Source organism: Microcoleus sp. MON1_C5, from assembly GCF_036701875.1.
Taxonomy (GTDB): Bacteria; Cyanobacteriota; Cyanobacteriia; order Cyanobacteriales; family Microcoleaceae; genus Microcoleus.
This window is the reverse complement of the sequence record NZ_JAUBRN010000047.1, coordinates 41,737-61,612: the sequence shown is the minus strand read 5'-3', so window position 1 is coordinate 61,612 and position 19,876 is coordinate 41,737. Positions and strand designations below refer to the sequence as shown.

At 45.1% G+C, this 19,876-nt stretch carries 15 protein-coding genes, 1 rRNA gene and 1 pseudogene; 5 read left to right on the top strand and 12 right to left on the bottom strand.

Annotation, left to right across the window (positions count from 1 at the left end; all coding sequences use genetic code 11):
* The 8 genes and pseudogenes from QUA71_RS21010 to QUA71_RS20975 form a co-directional block, all read right to left on the bottom strand.
* Nucleotides 1–64, bottom strand: a 16S ribosomal RNA gene (locus tag QUA71_RS21010); the annotation flags it as partial.
* A 581-nt stretch (nt 65–645) separates the two neighbouring features.
* A pseudogene (locus tag QUA71_RS21005) lies at nt 646–1,439 on the bottom strand (IS1 family transposase).
* A gap of 463 nt (nt 1,440–1,902) precedes the next feature.
* Nucleotides 1,903–2,964 (bottom strand): 3-deoxy-7-phosphoheptulonate synthase, encoded by a 1,062-nt coding sequence (gene aroF / locus QUA71_RS21000; protein WP_333287942.1) that lies wholly within the window; start codon nt 2,962–2,964, stop codon nt 1,903–1,905.
* 199 nt (nt 2,965–3,163) lie between these two features.
* Nucleotides 3,164–3,637 (bottom strand): PAM68 family protein, encoded by a 474-nt coding sequence (locus QUA71_RS20995; protein WP_333287941.1) that lies wholly within the window; start codon nt 3,635–3,637, stop codon nt 3,164–3,166.
* A gap of 95 nt (nt 3,638–3,732) precedes the next feature.
* Entirely contained in the window at nt 3,733–4,002 is a 270-nt protein-coding gene (rpsO, locus tag QUA71_RS20990; RefSeq protein ID WP_190661928.1) for a 30S ribosomal protein S15, read from the bottom strand.
* A 150-nt stretch (nt 4,003–4,152) separates the two neighbouring features.
* A complete protein-coding gene (gene ruvA / locus QUA71_RS20985; RefSeq protein ID WP_333287939.1) occupies nt 4,153–4,776 on the bottom strand; it encodes a Holliday junction branch migration protein RuvA in 624 nt (207 codons plus the stop codon).
* A 247-nt stretch (nt 4,777–5,023) separates the two neighbouring features.
* Complete coding sequence (locus tag QUA71_RS20980) at nt 5,024–5,233, bottom strand: type II toxin-antitoxin system RelN family antitoxin (protein WP_333287937.1); 210 nt, start codon at nt 5,231–5,233, stop codon at nt 5,024–5,026.
* A gap of 76 nt (nt 5,234–5,309) precedes the next feature.
* Nucleotides 5,310–7,946 (bottom strand): AAA-like domain-containing protein, encoded by a 2,637-nt coding sequence (locus QUA71_RS20975; RefSeq protein ID WP_333287935.1) that lies wholly within the window; start codon nt 7,944–7,946, stop codon nt 5,310–5,312.
* A gap of 968 nt (nt 7,947–8,914) precedes the next feature.
* Between QUA71_RS20975 and QUA71_RS20970 the strand changes: the two genes are divergently transcribed.
* The 4 genes from QUA71_RS20970 to QUA71_RS20955 all read left to right on the top strand — a co-directional run bounded on the left by QUA71_RS20970 (nt 8,915) and on the right by QUA71_RS20955 (nt 11,711).
* Nucleotides 8,915–9,118, top strand: a complete 204-nt coding sequence (locus QUA71_RS20970; protein WP_333287932.1) for a hypothetical protein — start codon at nt 8,915–8,917, stop codon at nt 9,116–9,118.
* Between the two features lie 282 nt (nt 9,119–9,400).
* Complete coding sequence (locus QUA71_RS20965; RefSeq protein ID WP_190661921.1) at nt 9,401–9,973, top strand: hypothetical protein; 573 nt, start codon at nt 9,401–9,403, stop codon at nt 9,971–9,973.
* A 232-nt stretch (nt 9,974–10,205) separates the two neighbouring features.
* Nucleotides 10,206–10,922 carry a GUN4 domain-containing protein gene (locus tag QUA71_RS20960; RefSeq protein WP_190661916.1) on the top strand — a complete coding sequence of 239 codons (717 nt, stop codon included), beginning with the start codon at nt 10,206–10,208 and terminating at the stop codon, nt 10,920–10,922.
* Between the two features lie 237 nt (nt 10,923–11,159).
* Entirely contained in the window at nt 11,160–11,711 is a 552-nt protein-coding gene (locus QUA71_RS20955; RefSeq protein ID WP_445243812.1) for a Uma2 family endonuclease, read from the top strand.
* 167 nt (nt 11,712–11,878) lie between these two features.
* On the opposite strand, the gene QUA71_RS20950 is transcribed toward QUA71_RS20955, so the two are convergent.
* A complete protein-coding gene (locus QUA71_RS20950) occupies nt 11,879–14,542 on the bottom strand; it encodes a dynamin family protein (protein ID WP_333287929.1) in 2,664 nt (887 codons plus the stop codon).
* Nucleotides 14,543–14,624: 82 nt separating this feature from the next.
* On the opposite strand from QUA71_RS20950, the gene QUA71_RS20945 reads away from it, so the two are divergent.
* Nucleotides 14,625–17,135 (top strand): acyl carrier protein, encoded by a 2,511-nt coding sequence (locus QUA71_RS20945; RefSeq protein ID WP_333287927.1) that lies wholly within the window; start codon nt 14,625–14,627, stop codon nt 17,133–17,135.
* 78 nt (nt 17,136–17,213) lie between these two features.
* On the opposite strand, the gene QUA71_RS20940 is transcribed toward QUA71_RS20945, so the two are convergent.
* The 3 genes from QUA71_RS20940 to QUA71_RS20930 form a co-directional block, all read right to left on the bottom strand.
* Nucleotides 17,214–17,933: a DUF2786 domain-containing protein gene (locus tag QUA71_RS20940; protein ID WP_333287925.1), complete on the bottom strand. Its 720-nt coding sequence runs from the start codon at nt 17,931–17,933 to the stop codon at nt 17,214–17,216.
* 231 nt (nt 17,934–18,164) lie between these two features.
* On the bottom strand, nt 18,165–19,379 hold the full coding sequence (locus tag QUA71_RS20935; RefSeq protein ID WP_333287924.1) for a DUF790 family protein: 1,215 nt from the start codon (nt 19,377–19,379) through the stop codon (nt 18,165–18,167).
* Nucleotides 19,380–19,394: 15 nt separating this feature from the next.
* Nucleotides 19,395–19,856: a DUF3598 family protein gene (locus QUA71_RS20930; RefSeq protein ID WP_333287922.1), complete on the bottom strand. Its 462-nt coding sequence runs from the start codon at nt 19,854–19,856 to the stop codon at nt 19,395–19,397.
* Nucleotides 19,857–19,876 lie beyond the last annotated feature (20 nt).

The following is a 19,876-nucleotide window of genomic DNA, read 5'->3' as shown; positions in this document are numbered from 1 at the left end:
CGACTTGCATGTGTTAAGCAGACCGCCAGCGTTCATCCTGAGCCAGGATCAAACTCTCCGTGTTGTTGAGTTCTTTTGGCTAAAGTCAAGCTATTTCCACTCAGCCCTTAAGGCGGGTTTTTTTCCCTTGACTTTTTTCTCGTTGTTTGCGATATTGAGTATCAGCTTTCGCCTTGACTCTCTATCTTAATTTTTTTGACGAGGTTAATAGTGCTTTAAGCTTTCAAACTATTCTTTTTTCTAGGTTCAGTTTTTTGCCTTGAGTTCGCGGTTCAGTGAACCGCTTCCCTTCTGGCGCTTTATTAATGTATCAACTCTCCCCAGAGTTGTCAAGCGTTTTGCGAAAATATTTTTGATTTTTTTTTGAACCTATACACACCAAGGGTTTCGGCTCTCCTTCACCGCTCGGCTAGCCGAAACCTGACTCTTCTTTAGGGCTTGGGTCTGCTTTTTGACCCCGGAAATACACTTGGGGCCGGGACTTGGTTGAGTCGATGGAAGGTAGTCGGGTAAGGTTCGAGAGTCACCTCTGTCCCCTCCCCTAAGAACGCAGCATGAGAGTTTCCAGCTCACTGCGCTCAAGCTTTGGGTCGTGCAACAAAAATCTGTGGGATACGTCGAGTTGAGTGAGTGTTGGTAGTGCTTTTATGTAAAGGATGGAGAAAATTGAGGCGGTTGAACTTTCAGCATTCCTAATCGGATTTGGTGATTGTAGTCATGAATGAAGTTCCAAATAGCACCCTTGTGATTCTCCAACTTTTTAGAAAACGATAACGTCTTCCTGACTAATCGCGAAATTCGTTGCCTGAGAGTATTGTTCAATCGTTCAATGTAACTGGTTAATCCGCTTTCCTTGCCGACGGACTTATGCCTTTTACTTGGTAAAACTACGGCATAGGCTTCCCAGTGAGCGGTATAAATCTTGGCACATTGGCGATCGACACTTGGTAGTGAATCCCATAATGCAAGAGCCGATTTCGAGGAGCGGTCTCCAATATGACATCCGATCACTTCCCGAGTCTTGGTATCCATTGCTAACCAGACCCATTGTTTATTCCCTTTGACGTCTACTTTCATACCAGAGTTCATCCATTTGGACTGTGTGTTTTCCAATTTCTTTCGGAATGACTGTGGCTTTGAGTTCTATTGCACCGTACAAGTGGTTCACATAATTTTGGAGCCAGCTCTGGGAAACGCCCATGACTCGGGCAATACCAGCCAGGGAAATCCGCTCCAACAGAAGTAACTCAATTTTTGCCAAAGTGTCGGTGTCTTTGGGTGTCCAAGTTCGGATTTTCGACAAACTGCCGACCACATTCGCGACATTTGTGGTTTTGTTTTCCCCGACGAGTCATCCCATTTTTCATCACATCGTCAGAACCACAAGTGGGACAAATTAGATAGGGTTTCAGGATGAGACTCCTCAAAAGACTGGACATAGAGGTATTATCCTCCATCCTTTACATAAAAGCACTACCCGATGAACTGATATTAATGATGGTATAGGATGAACGTCCCTGGCTGTTGTGTCGATCGCAGCCTCCACGAGTTCGGTTCATCAACACCTCGCCACAGGGTTAACCAGACCCAGATTCTATCAGCCATTGCACAACTGGTGAGCGTGCTGGTGGTAGCTGGGTTTTGTTCGCCATCATAAACGGGGTAAGTAACCCAGATTTGGTATTATAAATTTGTGCGCTGGTTGCAAGAAAATATAGAAGTATTTGCGACTTATAAAGCCACTTTGGGCTTAATTTGGGTTTAATTTTTGTTTAAGTCCTGCTCGAAGTACGATCGCCCCTCAGCTTCTATTCCAAAAACCGAATAACAAAATCCCCGACTTCTTAAAGAAGTCGGGGATTTAACCGCGATCGCATTTTATGTTAGGCGTTTCGCCTGTTTTTATGCCAAAACTGGCACCGGTTGCGGCCAACGGTTCATGACTTTACCAATCACCGCCAATTCTTCCATCAACTTGTCGAACTGATCCGGTGTTAAAGATTGCGGCCCGTCAGACAAAGCTTTTTTCGGATTCGGGTGCACTTCAATCATCAGCGAATCTGTACCAGAGGCGATCGAAGCAAACGCCATCGACGGTACAAACTGCGCCCAACCGGTGCCGTGACTGGGGTCAACCATAATCGGTAAGTGAGTCAGAGTCCGCAATACTGGAACCGCCGACAAATCTAGCGTATTCCGCGTATATTGCCTGTCATACCCGCGAATTCCGCGCTCGCACAAAATCACGTTTGGATTGCCAGAAGCCATGATATACTCAGCAGCCATCAACCATTCTTCAATGGTTGCCGAGATGCCGCGCTTCAGCAAAACAGGTTTGTCTTGAGCTCCGACTTTCTTCAACAGTGAGAAATTCTGCATATTTCTCGCCCCGACTTGGATTACGTCGGCTACTTCCACGATCGCACTTAAGTCCGCCGCATCCATAACTTCCGTAATAATTCCCAAACCGCTAGCTTCCCGGGCCGCAGCTAGCAATCCCAAAGCACTCTCGCCGTGGCCTTGGAAAGCGTAGGGGGAAGTTCTCGGTTTGTACGCGCCACCACGGAGAAAATGAGCTCCAGCAGCTTTGACGCGCATTGCCGTTTCGACAATCATTTCTTCGTTTTCGACCGAGCAAGGGCCTGCTACGATCGCGATCGGGTGGTGCAGGCCGATCATTACAGTTCCTAAAGGAGTAGCAACCGCTACGGAGCTGGCTTCTCCTTGACGGTATTCGAGACAAGCGCGTTTGTAGGGTTTTTCGACGCGCAGGACTTCTTCAATCCAGGTGCTCATTTCGCGCAGTTGCAGAGGTTCCAGCTCGGCGGTGTCGCCTACCAAACCCATAACAACTTTGTAACGGCCGACGATTTTTTCTGGTATCAAACCCCAGTTAGTGCGGAGCTCTTCGTCTAGTCGATCGATCTCGGCTTCTGGAGTGCCGGCTTTCATTACAATAATCATATTTTTTTTGCCTTTTTAGTGGGGCTAGAAACGGATGATGACTCTGATGCACTGAGAAAAATAGATGCAATGGCGATCGAGAATCTATTTATACCAGTATTATTACCATTGTTGTGGGGCGGGTTCTTGTTCCCTCCCCAAAGACAAACTCGCTAATGGTTAACAGCTTAGTTTTTAGCTAATGACTCATGACTAATGACTAACTTTTTGGCTTCGCGGCGCGCCACGCTTCTCGCATCCGTCCAAAATTGGTATTAAATTCTTCCCACCCCAGAGTGCTTCCTGAAACTTCTTCATCCCAGGAAGCCGAGAGGACTCCGTAGCTTAATCCCAGAACGCCTATACCAAAACAGCCCATGCTTACCAGCAATACTGCTGTGTTGGGCAAATCAAACAAGCCTTTGCTGACTACGAAATAACTCACAAAAAATGTGGAAATTCCCAATAGGGTAGGTAGGCCGCAGAATACCGCTATGCGGGATATCATGCGTTGGCTGACTACTTCTGGGATGGATTGCGCCTGTTTTCCGGTTTTGTTAGCTTTCGGCTGCTTGTCGGCAGAATCCGACTCTAAGGCTGCGCTTGCTTGGGGTTCTGGGGGCTTTTTAGGCGTTTTTTTACGATTTGTTGCCGGTTCAAAGGGCAAGCGCTTGCGGGGTGGTTCGGAGGACATATTTTATCTCTAACCTGAAATCTCGAACATTTTTCAATAAGTCTTGGTGTTTGTCCAAGATTAAAGAATATTGTCGCAAATTTTGGCTTTGGTGTTTAGCCGCGAATGCCTAGACGCGCAATCAATGCTTTGTAGCGATCGACATTTTCCCTTTGGATGTATGCTAGCAGGCGCTTGCGGCGGCTGATCATCATCATCAAACCGCGCCGGGAGGCGAAGTCTTTTTGGTTGATTTTCAGGTGGGCGCTGAGTTTTGTGATGCGATCGGTCAGCATGGCGACTTGGACATCTGCTGAACCGGTATCGGTTTCATGGGTTTGGAAGTCGCCCATGATTTCTTGTTTGCGCTGTTGTGTAAGAGCCATGAATTGATTTTAGTTTTTTTTGTACGATTGTCACAATCTCCTATGTTATCACAGGGGAAGCATAACAACGATAAAATTTTTCCCACGGATGGGTTTGTTGGCCAGGCAGAATTTTGGTCTTTATTGCCGGTTTCTGGAGGTGGTAGGCCATTATCGGCTCAAATAGGCGATCGCCTCACGTATCCAATCATCGGCATTCGCTTTGGCGGACAAAGTGCTGTCTTGACTGAGGGTTTGCAGCGCTTGCAAAACTTCAGCCGCAGTGTATCCCATCGCCAGCAGGATCATCTCGACTTCTTCTTGAACGGCTGGGGGGACTCCGGCGGCGACTGAAGTTGTCAAACCTGCTTGCTGTCGCCATTCCGAGAGTTTGCTTTTGAGTTCGAGGGCGAGGCGTTCTGCGGTTTTTGTACCGACGCCCGGTGTTTTGGCGAGGATGCGGGTGTTACCGCCGACGATCGCCTGGACTAAATCTTGCAATCCTAAAGTATCGAGAAGTGCGATCGCCAGTTGAGCACCGACACCGCTAACACTCGTCAACTGCCGAAACAAATCGCGTTCTGCCGCGCTGCCAAAACCGTACAATACGATTTGGTCTTCCTTAACTTGCTGGTGGGTAAATATTTGGGCGACTTCGCCGGATGCTGGCAATTGACCGGTCACGCGGGGCAAAATTTGGATTTCATAGCCGATTTGATTGACTTCGAGAGTCAATATGACGCGGTTGCTGCCTTTGGCGATATCGGCGACTGTGCCTTTGAGATAGCTAATCATAGAGTTAATAATACACCGCTATTGGCTTTCATCAAAACCGGCGATGATGCTGCAGATGGAGTTGAGGCTGATATCTGCGCGACTCCCTACCCTTCACCGAACCCCTGCGGGAAGATAGCTTCGCTTCACGGATTTTGAGTAAATGGTTAACAAAAGTACGATCGACGGCTATTCAACTCGATCGATCATGCGATCGTCTAAAATCTCAAATCTAAAATCGATCGATTCTCTCCCACACTTCCGAGATTCATCTGGTTGTTCCGGCTTTGGCTTGCGGCAACGATCTTCTGAGACTGGCTTTTACTTCTGCAACTAAAGTATCGTCGGGGTCTTCTTCAGCTTCATCTGTAGGTTCCTGAAAAAGGACTATGATTCGCACGCGGCCGGGAGTTTCTGCGGTTAAAGGTCGATCGAGAATTAATTGACCTTTTTCGTCGAGCGTTGCTGTGACTTCCAAGGCTTTTATTTATTTTCCCGTGAGGTTTTTTAATTAATACTAAGCTATCACGCTGAGCGAGCGCTTTGGTAATTTTTTAATTCAAAATCAGATGCTGTTTAACCAAAGACAAATCCGTCTTGCCAAAATTCACAACCAAAGCTACATTGAAATTTTCCAAGGATTTGACAAACCACATAATTTCATTAGAAGCTTTACCTTCATAGTGATTAAACAAAATAGAAAATCGCTTTTCCAACTCTGGTTTGACCTTGCCCGAAAGCAGTACAAGTTTCAGCAGTAAACCCATTGTTCTGCTGGCACCGAGGTTGTACACCAAGTCGTAAAAAACGTAGTGGCTGGGATGTTGGGAATTTTCTACTACTAAGAAGTTGAACAACTGGTGGCAAGTCCGAACTAACAATGAATTATTGAATTTCACCGAGTCATGTTCTCGCAATGTATTTTTGATTTGTTTGTACAAACGGTCATTAAATTGACGCCCGCCGTATTCTGGTTCGATAGACGCTATTAAATATTCATATAAATCCACTTTAAATGAGGCGTAAGATGGAGTTTGTCTGGAATCTCTCAGGAAAAATTGAGCCGCTTCTTTGTAGCTGCGATCGCCTGCTACTTTTCCGGCAAATTCCCTGACCGCTAAGTGCAGTTCTGCATCGTTCAAAAGTGTGGGATTAGGCGCTCGCTGCACAATTCCTATTTCTGTATTCCTCGGCTCAACCAAATAATTTAAATATTGAGACAAATGTGTTTCAAATTGTTGCTGTCTTTGAAATGCCAGTTTTTGAATGGTTTGTTGGTCTTCCTCAATGCTGCCCTTGCTCAGTAGAGAATAGCCGTACAAATAAGGATACCGACATATCAATTCGCCCAAAGGAGAATCAGTATCTTGTTGCTGCGCTTCCGCCTCTCTATCTAGGGCTTTTACTAAGCGCTCTAGGGTCTGAAATTCTTCACTTTTAGTAAAGAAAGCTATTTGTTCTTGCAAGCGCTTGACTATGTAAAATTCCGTCCCGAATCGGGGAGAACTCTGCTTAAATAAAGCTACTAAATTTGCGATCGCGAACTGGTTGTGTGATTGCAATTGCCAGCGGTTGATCGGGATGTAGCAGCAGCGGTGTAGGATATATTTAAAGTGCTGATCCAATCGCTTGACGGAGACTATACTGTACAAAGTTGCTTCAATCTCTCGATCGGGATAGCCCATGCCGTCGATAAATAGCTTTCGGAACCGCTCGATCACCTGTGCGGGGGATTCTGTTTCCACGCAGGAGACGATGTGATCGTACAATATCTGTTCGTTGCTGCCAGTTGGAACACTATCTGATGGCGGGGTGAGGATGCGGCTGTCTGCATCTGTGTCTACGCTGCTGTCTGCAACTTGTGCGACAACCACTGTGGGTTGTTCCCCAAAAGTTCGATCGGGATTCAAGAACCAATAGTGTTCTTGGCTTAATTGTTTGTTCGCAGCCCAATCCAAAGCTGACTGCAAACTTTCCCCTGTCAATAACAGCGATTCATCTTCGCGGTCTGAAGCCAGCCATGCTGCTAGCGCGGAGTAGTAGGGAGCCAATTTTCCCAGCTCTTTTTCTACCCAGAATTGATTAAAAACTGACTGATAAATTAGGTTGGAAACTATTAATTTACCGTGAGATTTAACAACCAGTCCTGACAGTTGCAATTCGAGTTTTTCGGGAGAGTATTCTGCTGGTAGTCCCTGCGATTCCCCCGGTTTTGTTGCCTTGACAGGTTGCAAAGCTTGCTGGTACACGGTTAACAGCCGCGTGAGGTCGCAGTGGCTATGGAAAATGCGATCGCGTATGGGTATCAAATGTTGGGGTTCGTCTTCTTCTTCCCAATTTTTAATAATTCTGTGTTTGATTAGTTTTTCAACCTGCTGAGCTTCGGAATTTCGGCCAATAAAAGGCCCGTATTCAAGTACCAAGTGGCAAAGTTTGTGAGTGAGAAACGGTTGACCGCCCGTCCAAGCTAATATTTCTTGGAGCACTTTTTGGGGGCGAAAAGCTTTCAGGGCTAATCCTTTTGCTAGCGGCAAACTTTCGTGCAGTTGGAATCGACTTAAATGAATCTGCCGTCCAATATTAAAAGGGTTGCATCTTGGATCTCGGATCAATTCTGAGGGGGCTGCTACTCCCATAACAGCAAAAGTCAGGCGATTGTATTCCGGTTGCTCTGCCCGTTTCGAGTAACAAGCCCGGATCAAAGCAAAAAAATCGCTGGTACTGAAATTTAGGCGGCTGATGCTGTCAATGTCATCTATGAAAATTACGAGATTTTGCTGAAGTGACTTGAGCAAAACTTTTTCGATAAATATCTCCAATCGCTGCACCGGCGATAGCAGTTCGCGATCGTTCCACCACTTGATGGCATCAAACCTGTTTGTGATGTGTAAACTGCTTGCCATGCGGTACATGATTCCTGCGTACCACTTTTGGGGAGAGATATCGGGGCTGCTGATGCTTCTCAAGTTGATGGCGGCAAAAACTGTACCTTCGGCTTGCAACCTTTTGGCCGTTTGCACTAGCAGGCTGGACTTGCCCATTTGTGGCGAACTCAACACGTAGCAGAAGTCTCCGGCTTTGAGTCCTTCGTAGAGCTCGCTGTCTGCTGATCGCCTGACATAGGTGGGCGCACCGGCAGGCAAATATCCTCCGACTTGATAGTGGTACGTTGAGTTGACTTCTGCTGTCATCTGGGAATTCATCAAGATTTTACGCCCCTATGCTGTGCGATCGAAAGGTTACAAAGTGGAATTATTGCCAGCTTACTATGGTGGAAAATTTTTGTTCCTCTTTCTCTATTGTCTACTAGCTCAGCTTTCTCCGTGTCAATCTTTACCGTATCTTTGCAAGCGTTCGCCCCAAATCCTACGATCGGCCCAATTGTAGCCCGCCACTTAATTTTTTACACTCGTTCACATAATTGATGAATTTTCACTCGATCGGATTAAGAACGCTAAAACGCCCTTTTTTTTCACATTTTTTTACAATAATACTTTAAATATCACCCGGTGGTATGATGTTGGCAGGGAAACTCATAACCACACCGCCGTCTACCTTCTGCCTTCAGCTCCGCCTGCCGGATGCTAGAGAAAAACGCTGAAGAATGGCTGCCAATAAAAAACCCCAGCGTTTTGCTGAGGACTGCTTGAGTGGGAGATATCGTTAATCTGCGTTTTTTTAGTTGACTTAGATTGCATGGAATTCCATGCTGCTGACTTTCCCCGGGCTTTCGCGTTCGGGGATTCCTAAAGAACAAACTTTTCAGGATGCATCCACAAAAAGTTTAATTCTTAAAGGCTTTGTCAGTACCCGGCTAACCACTTACTCAACTATAAAAGTTAAGTCGGTGGCTAATTGTAGAAGATGCGCCCTGATGGCTTAACTACCCGATGGATTAGCACCCTGATGGCATAACTCCCTGATGGATCGACGCCCTGATGGCTTTCGCTCCACTACCCAAAAAATTCGGGTTGATGGATGATCGTGGACGTTAGTAACACGTCACTTCCGGCGTTTCCGATCGCAAGCGGGTGTGCCTGTCTGAATTGATTATGGCAGGCAGATTTATCAGAAGACAAGTGGGCTATTGCATCAACCCATTTCTGACAGATCGGGTTAGCCAAAAAGTGTCAATCTACGGAAATCAGGGTCATCGAACATGAAAAACAGCATCTTAGTATTAGGGGTAATTGCCTCGGCTGGCTTCGGCTTTTTCCAGGCAGGCAGCGCCAGCGCTTCCCCGCTCGCCCCACAACATTCATCAGCCAGCAGTTTGACGGCTTGGGAGAGTCGTCCCGACTTTAACTACACTGGAACGAATGAGGATGGGGAGGCAGAAGAGGTAAAAACGGGTAAAGGCTAGGAAATAATTGGCGCTCTTGTGTGGTTTGCTCTTGTGCGGTTGTGGTTGTGGTTGTGGTGGCATTTGTTGTCGCAACCGCCTCTGATCGAGGCGGTTAAAACTCGATCCCAATATCAGTCTACCTAATCCCGGGGGTAGGGGTCAGTTTCAGAGAACGGGGAATGGGAAAATAAACAGGTAAGGCGAGTCTGTCGGTGGAGTTTCCCCGGCTATCAACTTCCTTACCTTCTGATGTTCGGGATTCGGATCTGGCACAATCGTATTTGATATCGTAAAAACCCAATGGAAAATACTCTCGAAACTACCCGCAGACAGCGTGTATTGACACGAACCCAGGAACGGCGTCAGGCGACACCCAAAGAAAAACAGTTGATTCACCTGCTAGCCAATATGGCTTGCAGTTTGATTAAATACGACTACAAACACGCAGCCGGGAAGGGAACCCTCCCGCCTTCGGAACGCAAGCGTTTAGCGGAATGGCACTACCTGCGAGTTCAGCAAATTCGCCGGATCGAACGCTCATTGGAACCCGTAGCGACCCTTAAGCGCGTGTACTACAAGAGCATCCTCAGTCCCAGAGATCTGAAGTCTTTGAAACTTCTGTGGCTGGAGGAGGACAAAAACCGCGTCAAACGGGTAGATCCTGAGTTGGACGACATCCTCAGCGAAGCTTTGGATCGGGGAGATACTTTAAAACAGCTATTTCACTCGATCGAAGCGAAAGAACGCACCTTTTCTGCAACTCCTAGCCCCGGCGCCGTGCCGCTTTGGGTCAAAGAGTGGGAAGACTCGGAATATGACATAAACTTTTTTCCGCCTTCCTTCCCTGCATGGGTTTCGATCGTGGACGACTAGGTTCAAGAAAAACTCTTTGACATGGCATCGATCGTAAAATTCAGATGGTAGACTTATTTGCTATTGCTGCCATTGGCGAAGAGGGTGGGGGCGATAGGCTAAACCAGGCGGCGTTGCGCGCAGGCATCCGAGTACAGAGAAGTGAATCGGAGTCAGTACCATTGTACAATGGGGGAAAACCAGGGCTTCAGCTAATCGCTGATAGCTGATAGCTGATAGCTGATAGTTTCTCATGACTGACTCGATTTCTACTTCTCCTCTAGACTCGGCGGCCGATACAGCCGAACTCCGCTCTCAGTTGAGGTCTGGTTCGGAAAAAACTCAACTGCAACTGCTGCAACAACAAATAGCAGATTCCGGTTGGGATGTATTGATGGAATTTTTATTAGAGCGCAAGTCAGATGCACCGACTGCGGTAATGGGTAAGGCTTACCAAATTCTTTACAGTGCTAATTCTCCGAGAGCGACGGAGTTTTTGCAAGCGAATTTTCCGACTGGGCTTGTGCCGCTGCGATCGGACTCTAACATTGATTACACTCCGCTGCAACAATTATTGGCGTTACAGGAATTTCAAGAAGCCGATCGCTTGACTTTAGACAAGCTTTGTGAATTGGCGGGTGATACAGCTTTGCAGAGAAAGTGGCTGTATTTTACACAAGTTGAGAGTTTGCCGGTGGCGGATTTGCAAACAATTAATACGCTGTGGAAAGTTCATTCTGAAGGCAAATTTGGCTTTTCAGTGCAGCGGGAAATTTGGCTGAGTTCGGGGAAGAATTGGGATAAATTGTGGCCGCTAATTGGCTGGAAAAAAGGGAATAATTGGACGCGCTACCCGCAAGAGTTTATCTGGGATTTGAGCGCGCCGAGAGGGCATTTGCCGCTGTCAAATCAGTTGCGAGGAGTGCAGCCGTTTGCAGCTTTAATGGCTCATCCTGCCTGGTTGAAGTGAATGGTTTTGGGGCTTTTGGGGAAGGTGGGGCGGCTGGATGGCCGGCCCTGCTATTGTTTTTGGGGAATTGGGATTTTGATTTTTGAGGCGCAGAAATTCACAGAAATTCACAGGCGGGACGCTTGTTCCACTTTTGGCATAGAGGGAGAAGGGCGATCGCACTTCTAGGAATATTGGGAAACTTTGTATAATTGATATTTGAATTAATTAGCGAGAGAGCTGGGAGTCATGGTAGGCATGGGAACCAAACTCACTTTAGGAGAATTTCTAGCTTTGCCCGACGGAGATATATATTGTGAGTTTGTAGATGGTGAAGCAGTTCCGAAAGTGTCTCCAAAATTTTTTCATTCCAGTTTACAGGGAGCTTTGTGTCGCCTGATTCGTGTATGGTGTAAAGGACGCGGGCGAGTGCTTCCAGAATGGGCAATTTTGTTAAAACGTCAGGATAAAGATTGGGTACCTGTTCCCGATTTAACGTACATTTCTTATGAACGTCTGCCGAAAAGTTGGCGGCAAAATGAAGCTTGTCCTGCAATTCCGGAACTGGTGATTGAGATTATCTCTCCTGGTCAAACGATGCAGGAATTTGAAGAGAAGGCAAAAAATTATTTGGCGGCGGGAGTTCCGCGAGTTTGGGTGATTGATCCAGAGGCTATTTTAATTAGAAGTTTTTTGACCGATGGTTTGAGTCAAGTTTATACGAATAATACACTAATTGTGGATGAGTTGCTGCCTGGTTTGGAGTTGACGACTAGACAGATTTTTGAAGAAGCGGAATTGATTGATTGATTGATTGAGGGCGCTCGTACTCTGTGCAAGATATCAGTCGTAGGGTGCGTGACAGCGGGAAAACTTTAACTCGCGCCGGTGGGACTATTGGCTGTCACGCAATGCGACAAAACCATAGTATTTACAAGGTACTATGGTTTTTTTGCGCTTACCCGTTACTCATTGAATTAGCGATCGCTTTGATTTAAGATTGTTTGAATTTGATTTTGTACTTGTTCGAGTTCTCGACGTTTTTCAGCCAGCCACACTTTTTGGGACTCGCATTCTGCTTGATTTTGGCGATCGCGCTTTTCCTGCTGTTCTAATAAATTTTCCCACAGCGAGATAGCTTTTGACATCGCATCGCTATTCGCATCAGCGCGATCGTCAAATACTGCAATAATTCTTTGTTGTACCTTCTCAAAAATAGACTCTGCCGATTCGCCAAATTTCTCAAAGCCTAACTCACAAACTTTTTCCTTAATCTGAGCTTTAACAGCATCGCCATCTAAAAAACTCCAGCCCAAACCGCCACCAGCACCAGCGGCTAAGCCACCCAAAACAACTCCTATAAAACCAAGTCCTGTAAAAAATAGCAAGGCAGCACCAACTGCTGCACCAATTCCCAAACCCCCAAAAAATCCGCCATCCTCAATCTCGCCAATTGATGAAGCTATTCCGCTTCCACTGCTGCCAATTCCGCCTAAGCTACCTGCTGTTGCTAGGTTATTGAATTGAGTAACAAGGCTAGTGCTGAGTTGCTGGTCAAACTGTCGAAATTCTTGCCGTATTGCATCAATATCTTCACCGATTTGGCTGTCTAGCACTCCCATATTTTGTTTTAAAATAGACTGTACTTTTTGATTGCCCCAGTCATCAATTTCTTTGGTGATGTCTCGTACGAATTGATCGGCATAATCTTTAGTCAACTTGTCTTGACTCATGATGTGTCCGTGTTCGGAAGTCCAGCGATGACTCTTTAATAGCAAACGTTCTCCCAATCCTTCCACCCATTCATTCCAAGATTCAATAGCTTCTTCTAAAGATTTCTCCATCAATTCATTAGCTAAAAATCTAATTTTAACTTCGCGACCGCTCACTTCCGCCATTTGTTCAAATATTTTCTGCTTATCTCCTTGATCAACTGTCAATTTTTCCTCTAACATTTCCCGCCATTGATTCAATTCCTCACAACCAGTGTCAATGATTTGCTTAATTCCGGCGGCGGACTGCTGAAGTGCGATCGCCCCCCGTTCAACTGTCAGAAACTTCTCAAGCGAATCGGTAAACCCATGAAAAGCTTTTAGATAATCATCATTTTCATTCCCTGCTAAAATCGCTTCTAATGCAAATAGAGCAGAAATAAAATGAATCCTGTTTCCCCCTGCAATAATTTGGTTTTCCACATTAACAATTGTTTCCACCCTTTCTTCTACCTCCTTGCGATCCTCTTCAGTCTGCAGCAAATCGAAACAATTTACAACAATAAAAATATTTTTTACACCTTCGTCTTCCTTACCATAATTCAGTCCTTTTTTTAAGGATAAAAGAAACTTTGTTTCAGTTTCCGTTAAAACACTCTGAGCATTAGTCAAAAAAATAACTGCATCAGCCTTTTTCAGCACTTGCTCAGTCTCCAGTGTACGTTCTGCTGCCTCGTTCAATCCGGGGGTATCAATAATTTCTACTCCATTGCGACACAACTCTAATTCGGGATGCTCAAAAACGATTTCTGCAATTTCCGACTTGGGTGTCTTATCCGTAGAACCAGAAGCAGCTTTTTTGGAAATCTTCGCTTTCTCTTGATATTCTTCCGGTAAAATCTCTTCGTCTGGTCTTTTTTTATCTTTGTAGCGACAAATGACCCGGCGCTGGGAACCATATTTTAAAATAGTCACAGTACCGCTACAGGGAAGAGCCCGAGTAGGTTGTATTTTCTCACCAAGTAAAGCATTGAGTAAGGTTGATTTACCTTTACTAAATTCGCCGACAACAGCTACGCGAAAACAGGGAGATTGCAATCTCTGAGATACTTTGGTTATTTCTTCTGCTAAAGTAGGAGATAGCACGTTGCGATCGCTTCCCTCTTGTAGAGTTAAACCTAGTTTTTCACAAAAAGCATTCAGTTGTTGCCGATACTCTTGTAGAGTTAAACCTAGTTTTTCACAAACAGCATTCAGTTGTTGCCGATACTCCTGAAACTTTTTCAACTCCTGATAGGACGAAACTGACTGCTTTTGATTTGTTTTGTGTTTCAGTTGTGCTGGTAAATGTCCGATAATGTGACTGGCAGCACGGACAAACATAGAATCGAGAGATTGAAATTGTGCGGGATCGAGTAACCTGTGCACTTCTGCTAAAGCTGCTGTATCTGCGATCGCCTGACTGCTAAAACTCGCTTCCAAAACAGTCAAATATCGCCCATCGATTCCGAGTTTGTTGGCAATGATGGTCAAATACTGCTTTTCGCGATCGTGCATCGATCCATCTGCGGCCGACATCTGATAGCCAAAACTAATTAGTAGCAGTTTTTCGGCTTCAAAAAAACACCCTGTCAGCGCCAGCAACTCCTTAATTTTCTTATAAACTTGATGATCCCGCACACTCTTAACCATCGGCATTGCTAATGGGCGCAAACTGTGGTTAGCGGGGATAAGTTCCGTCAAAGTTGTCCGCAAATGCTGCGTTTCCTCAGCGCTAACAGCGCTATCAGCATAGATGACTCCCACCAACACCGTTATCAGCCCCGCCAGAAACAGGATCGGGGGAGTAATATCCTCCTTACGGAGTTTTTGGCCTATCAGCAGCGAAACAAGCTCTACCGTTTGTGAACTAATTAGCGAAGTGTCCATTTGCGGCGCTTAGTAATAATTTTTTATTTAACATATCATAATAGATAAGTTATTCTTGGGTATGCTACCGGGGTAAAAAGTAATGATGAACTTTGTATTTCCCGCAGCGGTACAGGCTGCGATCGAGGCTGGCAAGTACGCACAAGTCTTTACATCTGCTGGAGTGCCGATCGGCATGGCGAGGGATGCAGCAACGGGAGAGTTCGTAGCCCATGCCGTTGGCGCCGCCCTCAACAACAACCCACTATCGCCCTTAGTGTCTCCCATGCAGTTCGTTATGGGCGGTTTACAGATGCAGCAAATGCACATGGGCTTTCAAGGCGTCCAAGCCACTTTGGGGGTGCTGCAAGCGACAACAGCCGTGATTGGTGTGGGAACTTTCGCAGGGGTAGCCTTATCAGCGGTCAATTTGCACCAGACATTGAAACTAAAAAAAGCGGTAGAGAGGCTGGAAGTTAAAGTTGAAAATGGTTTCATCAATTTAGAACAACTTTTGAAAGGTCAAGGCGCGGAAATTAAGCAATTAATTTCCGAAGTGGTTGCAGATATAAAATTTGAGAACCATCGCCTAGTCTTAGTGCGGGCTTACGGGTTATTTAATCAAGCAATTCAACGAATGCGATCGGCTTTGCAATTTCAAGACATTAACCATCGCAATGCTGAAATTAATGCCTCGCGGGGGATGTTGTTTCAGGCTTTAGCAGACTACAAAAATCCGCATTTATTAGAAGAAACTTGTGCGGCGGGACAGTTGCGGCGGTTAGAGTGCAGTTGGGCGATCGAGCAAAGTATTATCGGCACGTATCAGGTGCAAAATGAATTTGGTGCTGCGGGCGATCGGCTTTCTCAACTTCAACAACAAATCCGTCAAGATGGCTTAAAAGTAATTGCTGGCTGCGACTCGGACGACGAACTAGATTTTCTATTCCCAGAAATCACCCGAATTCACAATCACGATTTAGCTGCCTTAGACATTTGGCTTAATCAGATTGAATGGACTAAAGCTTTGCCCGAAAGTGAGCTAAAACAGTTACAGAGTAAAGATTTTACTAATGCAAACTTTTCATCAAGCGGTGATAAAAAATCAGCAACAACAGCTTCAGCAATACCGGATGAACAGTTATTTTATGAAAATTTGAGACCTAAGTCTCATTTTTATGCGCTTCGCACTCAACTGGAATTAATGCTCGATCCGCAGCAGCGTGAAGATTACGAACATTATATCATTGAGCAAGGAGAAATAGCGGGTCATAAAAGTTTAGTAGCGTCTAATTTGGAAAAAGCATCTGATTTGGCTGTTGCTAATCTCTATTACTATTTCAGAGTCCGAGATAAATCGGAAGAAGAAAACGTCAAAGAGCGAATTTATGAAAAAGTCAAAGCGCTTGTTGCCAATCAGCTACAAATTGAGGCAACTGAAGTCACCGTCAACACTAAGTTTTCCCAAAACTTAGGAGTCGATAATAACGCTAATAAGAGAGCAAATTTTGTAAATAGTGTCGATATAAATGCACTACAGCTAATCTTGGCTTTCGAGGAAAATTTCGACATTGAAATTCCCGAGAAAGATGCCGAAGAAATAAAAAAAGTTCAACAGGCTGTTGATTACATTTACAAAAAAATCTCTAAATCGGCAACGCCAACTCTTACAGAAGAATCCTGTGCAAGTGATAATGTCCAGCAGAAAATTCCTGAAACAACAGAAACGTCGATCGAAGAGAATTCCCTAGCTATAAAAGAATTGGGACTGACTCTGGAAGAAACCAGAATTATGTTCAGCTATCAGTACCACTTGGTGCAAGATGATATTGACAGGGAATCGGATTATGATAAACAGTCCCTAAAGCAAGAGTGGTTAAGCAAGTGGCAAAAGTCAACCACACTTTTTTTGAACAGCAAAATTTCACCTGAAACTCCAGATGACAGGTCATTGAAATTAATTACTAATTTTCAATTACTCAAAAAATTCGTAGAATCCCATCTCATCTGTCCTAACAATCAATTTACTAGGCGTCTAGTGTTATTAGAAGTAACACTATTTCAAGCCTATTACTCATTGGGGGATAGCCGCGATGAAGCATTCAAAGATTTGAAAATTGCCGAGGAAGAAAGACTTACCAGTAAGCTAAAGTTTTTTGCTGGAAAACTAGACATTGATGTAAATTCTGTTGACCGCTTTAAATCGAACTACAAGGAAACCATCAAAGCAATTAAAGGCGGCATAAATCCTTTGTTAATTGGTGCAGGTGGCTTCAGAATGGCCGGCGGAATGGTCGTAATTGTTGCTGGCGGTTCAATTCTAGGTGCTAGTGCGGGAGTTGGTGTTGGCGCTTTATTCAGTCAATCTCCCGACACCGCTTTAATCCAAGCAGCCAAGTTAGAAGTTGTGATGCGCGAGATTGTTGTCATTCAAAAAGACATCCGCAAGGCTCAAGAAATTCTCAAAGAACAGCGCCTCGCCATACGCTCCCTTGAGGACAAACTTGACGACCTACTTCTTAACAAAGAAAAAAATCAGAAAGAAATCGAAAATCTCAAAAGAGCCATCGAGTATTTGAAGAAAGCACTCGAAAGAAATCAAGCCTTAATGTAGCAATCATTACGCACTACAGACAAAATAACCCTAGTTTATTACACCTAGGAAGCTGATTTTCACGATCGCACGCCCTACTCAAAGACATTCATTAAGTTGTTTCAGATCCCCTTGCGGCTGCACTTGCTTGTGCAAACTAATTTTGTCGCCCACTTCATACCCCGAATTAAAACCCGCCGCGCTGCTGACTTGAGAATCTGTTCTCGTTCTAATTTTAACCCCTCGGCCCTCTAGATAATCGGCGATCGCCTGTTGATTTTTCTCAAACATCGATCGGACTACAATGCCTGGAGTCGCCGCCACATCCCCCGAACCCGGAATCCCCGACTCTTCCATCTCCTGTTTTTGTTCCAACAATCTTTGTCTCAACCTCGTCGCGCATCCAACCCGAAAAGCATTCAGATACGCCAATCCCCTCCCGTTTCCTTTGCGGTAATTGGCTCTTTTTTCAATTGCCGAACTCAAATACTCGTACAGATGTTTGCAAACAATCAGGTTTGTAGAAGTTCCCACCAAAAACATACTGCCCGTATAAGTGTTTCGCATGGCATTGCAACCGTTAGCGTCGGCAATTCCCGAAAGCAGCATCATTTTCCAAGTGACAAATTTGGATGTTGTTTCAACTGAGTTTTCGTCAATCTCTTCTTGGTGATTTGGCCCTAAATCCGCGAGGCTGAGATTGTACTGTGCCAGTAAAAGGGAAGCTTTTTCGGCTGCCGCAGTCGATTCGTTTTCATTGGATGAGGTGGCGAGGGCTAAAAGCTTTTTGATTCTTTCGACAATACTTGTGTCTGCCATTTTTCAATCAATTTTAGGGTGAGAGTAAGCGGTGGCAAGGATTCGGCGATATTCTCATTTTAGTATAGCTGGGAATGTGCGAGGTTTTTTGAGGAGGATTTTTTTGAACCGCAGAGGGCGCAGAGGGCGCAGAGAGAGACAGAAAACAGTAGATTTATTTTTCTTTAAACTCTTGTGGGGTGGGCTTTGAGCAGCGCCCTAAAAGTTAATTTTAAATGCAGAATAACTTAACTATTCAAGGACTTCCAGGACTGATTTGGGCAGCAATTTATCTTTAAACCAGACTACTTTTGCAGGCACCTCATTTACATTCACCCCGGCTTTTTCTAAATTCAGGCGTTCGGAAATAGCTAAAATCAAGTTATCGCATTCAGACTTCTGTACTTGTGCAAATTTCTTTTGCAAATACTCCGGCCGCCAATAGCCAACTATTTCTAATAAAAATACTCGCCCGTCGGGATGCACCAACCGAAAGTCGGGAATCATCACACTACCTGGAATCGGAATTAAATCAACTTCTCGCTCTAGTTGCCACTCGGTTTTTGTGGAATTCCATCTTTCAGCAAATGCCGCTTCTAACATACTATCATAAGGCTTGCCAGGAGGATAGTGGCTGACTAAACCGCAGTCGGAATTGAGGGTAAATTTACCTGTTTTCAAAACGCCGCTAAAAGGGTCTTTTGTGTGCAGTGTCGAGTGCATACTCCATTTGGTGACGTGCAGCAGTGCCGGCAGCATTTTCGCCAGGGCTAAGCCGTAGCGGGTGCTGGGTTTGAATAAGCTTGTAGGGCCGTCTATTGTCAGTGTAAAACCGTGGTCTGCATCCCCTTCGATGTAAGTCATTAATTGAAATAGTTTCAGATAGCGAAATAAGAGTTTGTATTCTCCTGGATCGTTGCGGTGGGCGGTTAATTGGACTTGACTTGCTCGGTAAAATATGCCTTGAACTTGAGAAAGATTGTATTTGTGAAGCAAGTTTTCGGGTGTTGGTGCATTAAACTCAGTGAGGATTTTGTTTTCGTTTAAATCCGCGTATAAACCTGTAGTGATTTCGCTGGGTAAAACTTCTCTGTTTAACTCTTGGCTGAGTTCACTTGCTACTTTTTCCAGGGTTAATTGGGTGGATTGAGGGCTGGGAGTCGATCGCGCCGACAATGCAAAAACCCGCTGTCTCAACTCTGAGGGTTCTAGGGGACTGATGACTTCCAAGGTGCAGAAACCGCTTTTCAGCAGGTGCGCTAATCCCCGTTTCAGCCGATAATCTGGGCTGTCGCCTTCTAATTCTAGCAAGCGTCCGTCGAGTTCGCCTTGGGTTTTGCCGATCGACTCTTGGAAGCAGTCGATCATTTCCTTAGCTGCTTCTAAGTTTTTAGCATCTATCTTGAGGCGTAGCGGGACGATTGATTCCCCGTTTTGGCGGTGACTTAATAAATCAGTGGGTAGCATAAGCAGTGAAAAGTTTTACTCAATTTTTTGTTCAACAATCACCATAACTCCCCTAAGTTTTCCCTCTTCTGTCAAGCTTTGGGTCGTCCTAATTCGGCGATCCGAACTGACAAGATTGATTGTTTCAACCGCCCTCAGAATGCCAGTTGCTTTGTCCCATATTTGAAAAATTATCAAATTATCTCCCACTTCTGTCGCTAGTGTCTTGTAGTTGGAAAAAACCGAGTCTGGACTTTCAATTTGCACTTGCCCTTCACCGACAACATGACCCACAAAATTTTGGGTTTCACTCTTGCCATTGGCATAAGTTTGAACGTTAGTTTGCCTCCACTCGTTGTCAACTATTTTCTGGGTTAACACTGCTGTAAAACGCACGGTTTCCTTGCAGTCGGCATCGAGTATTGTCCAGTCTCCCTCCCAAACTCCTGTATGTTTTGGGAAGACTTTAAAGTTAGTTATTTGTGCAGTTTCGCTCATTTTTAGTAATGTAGTAAATT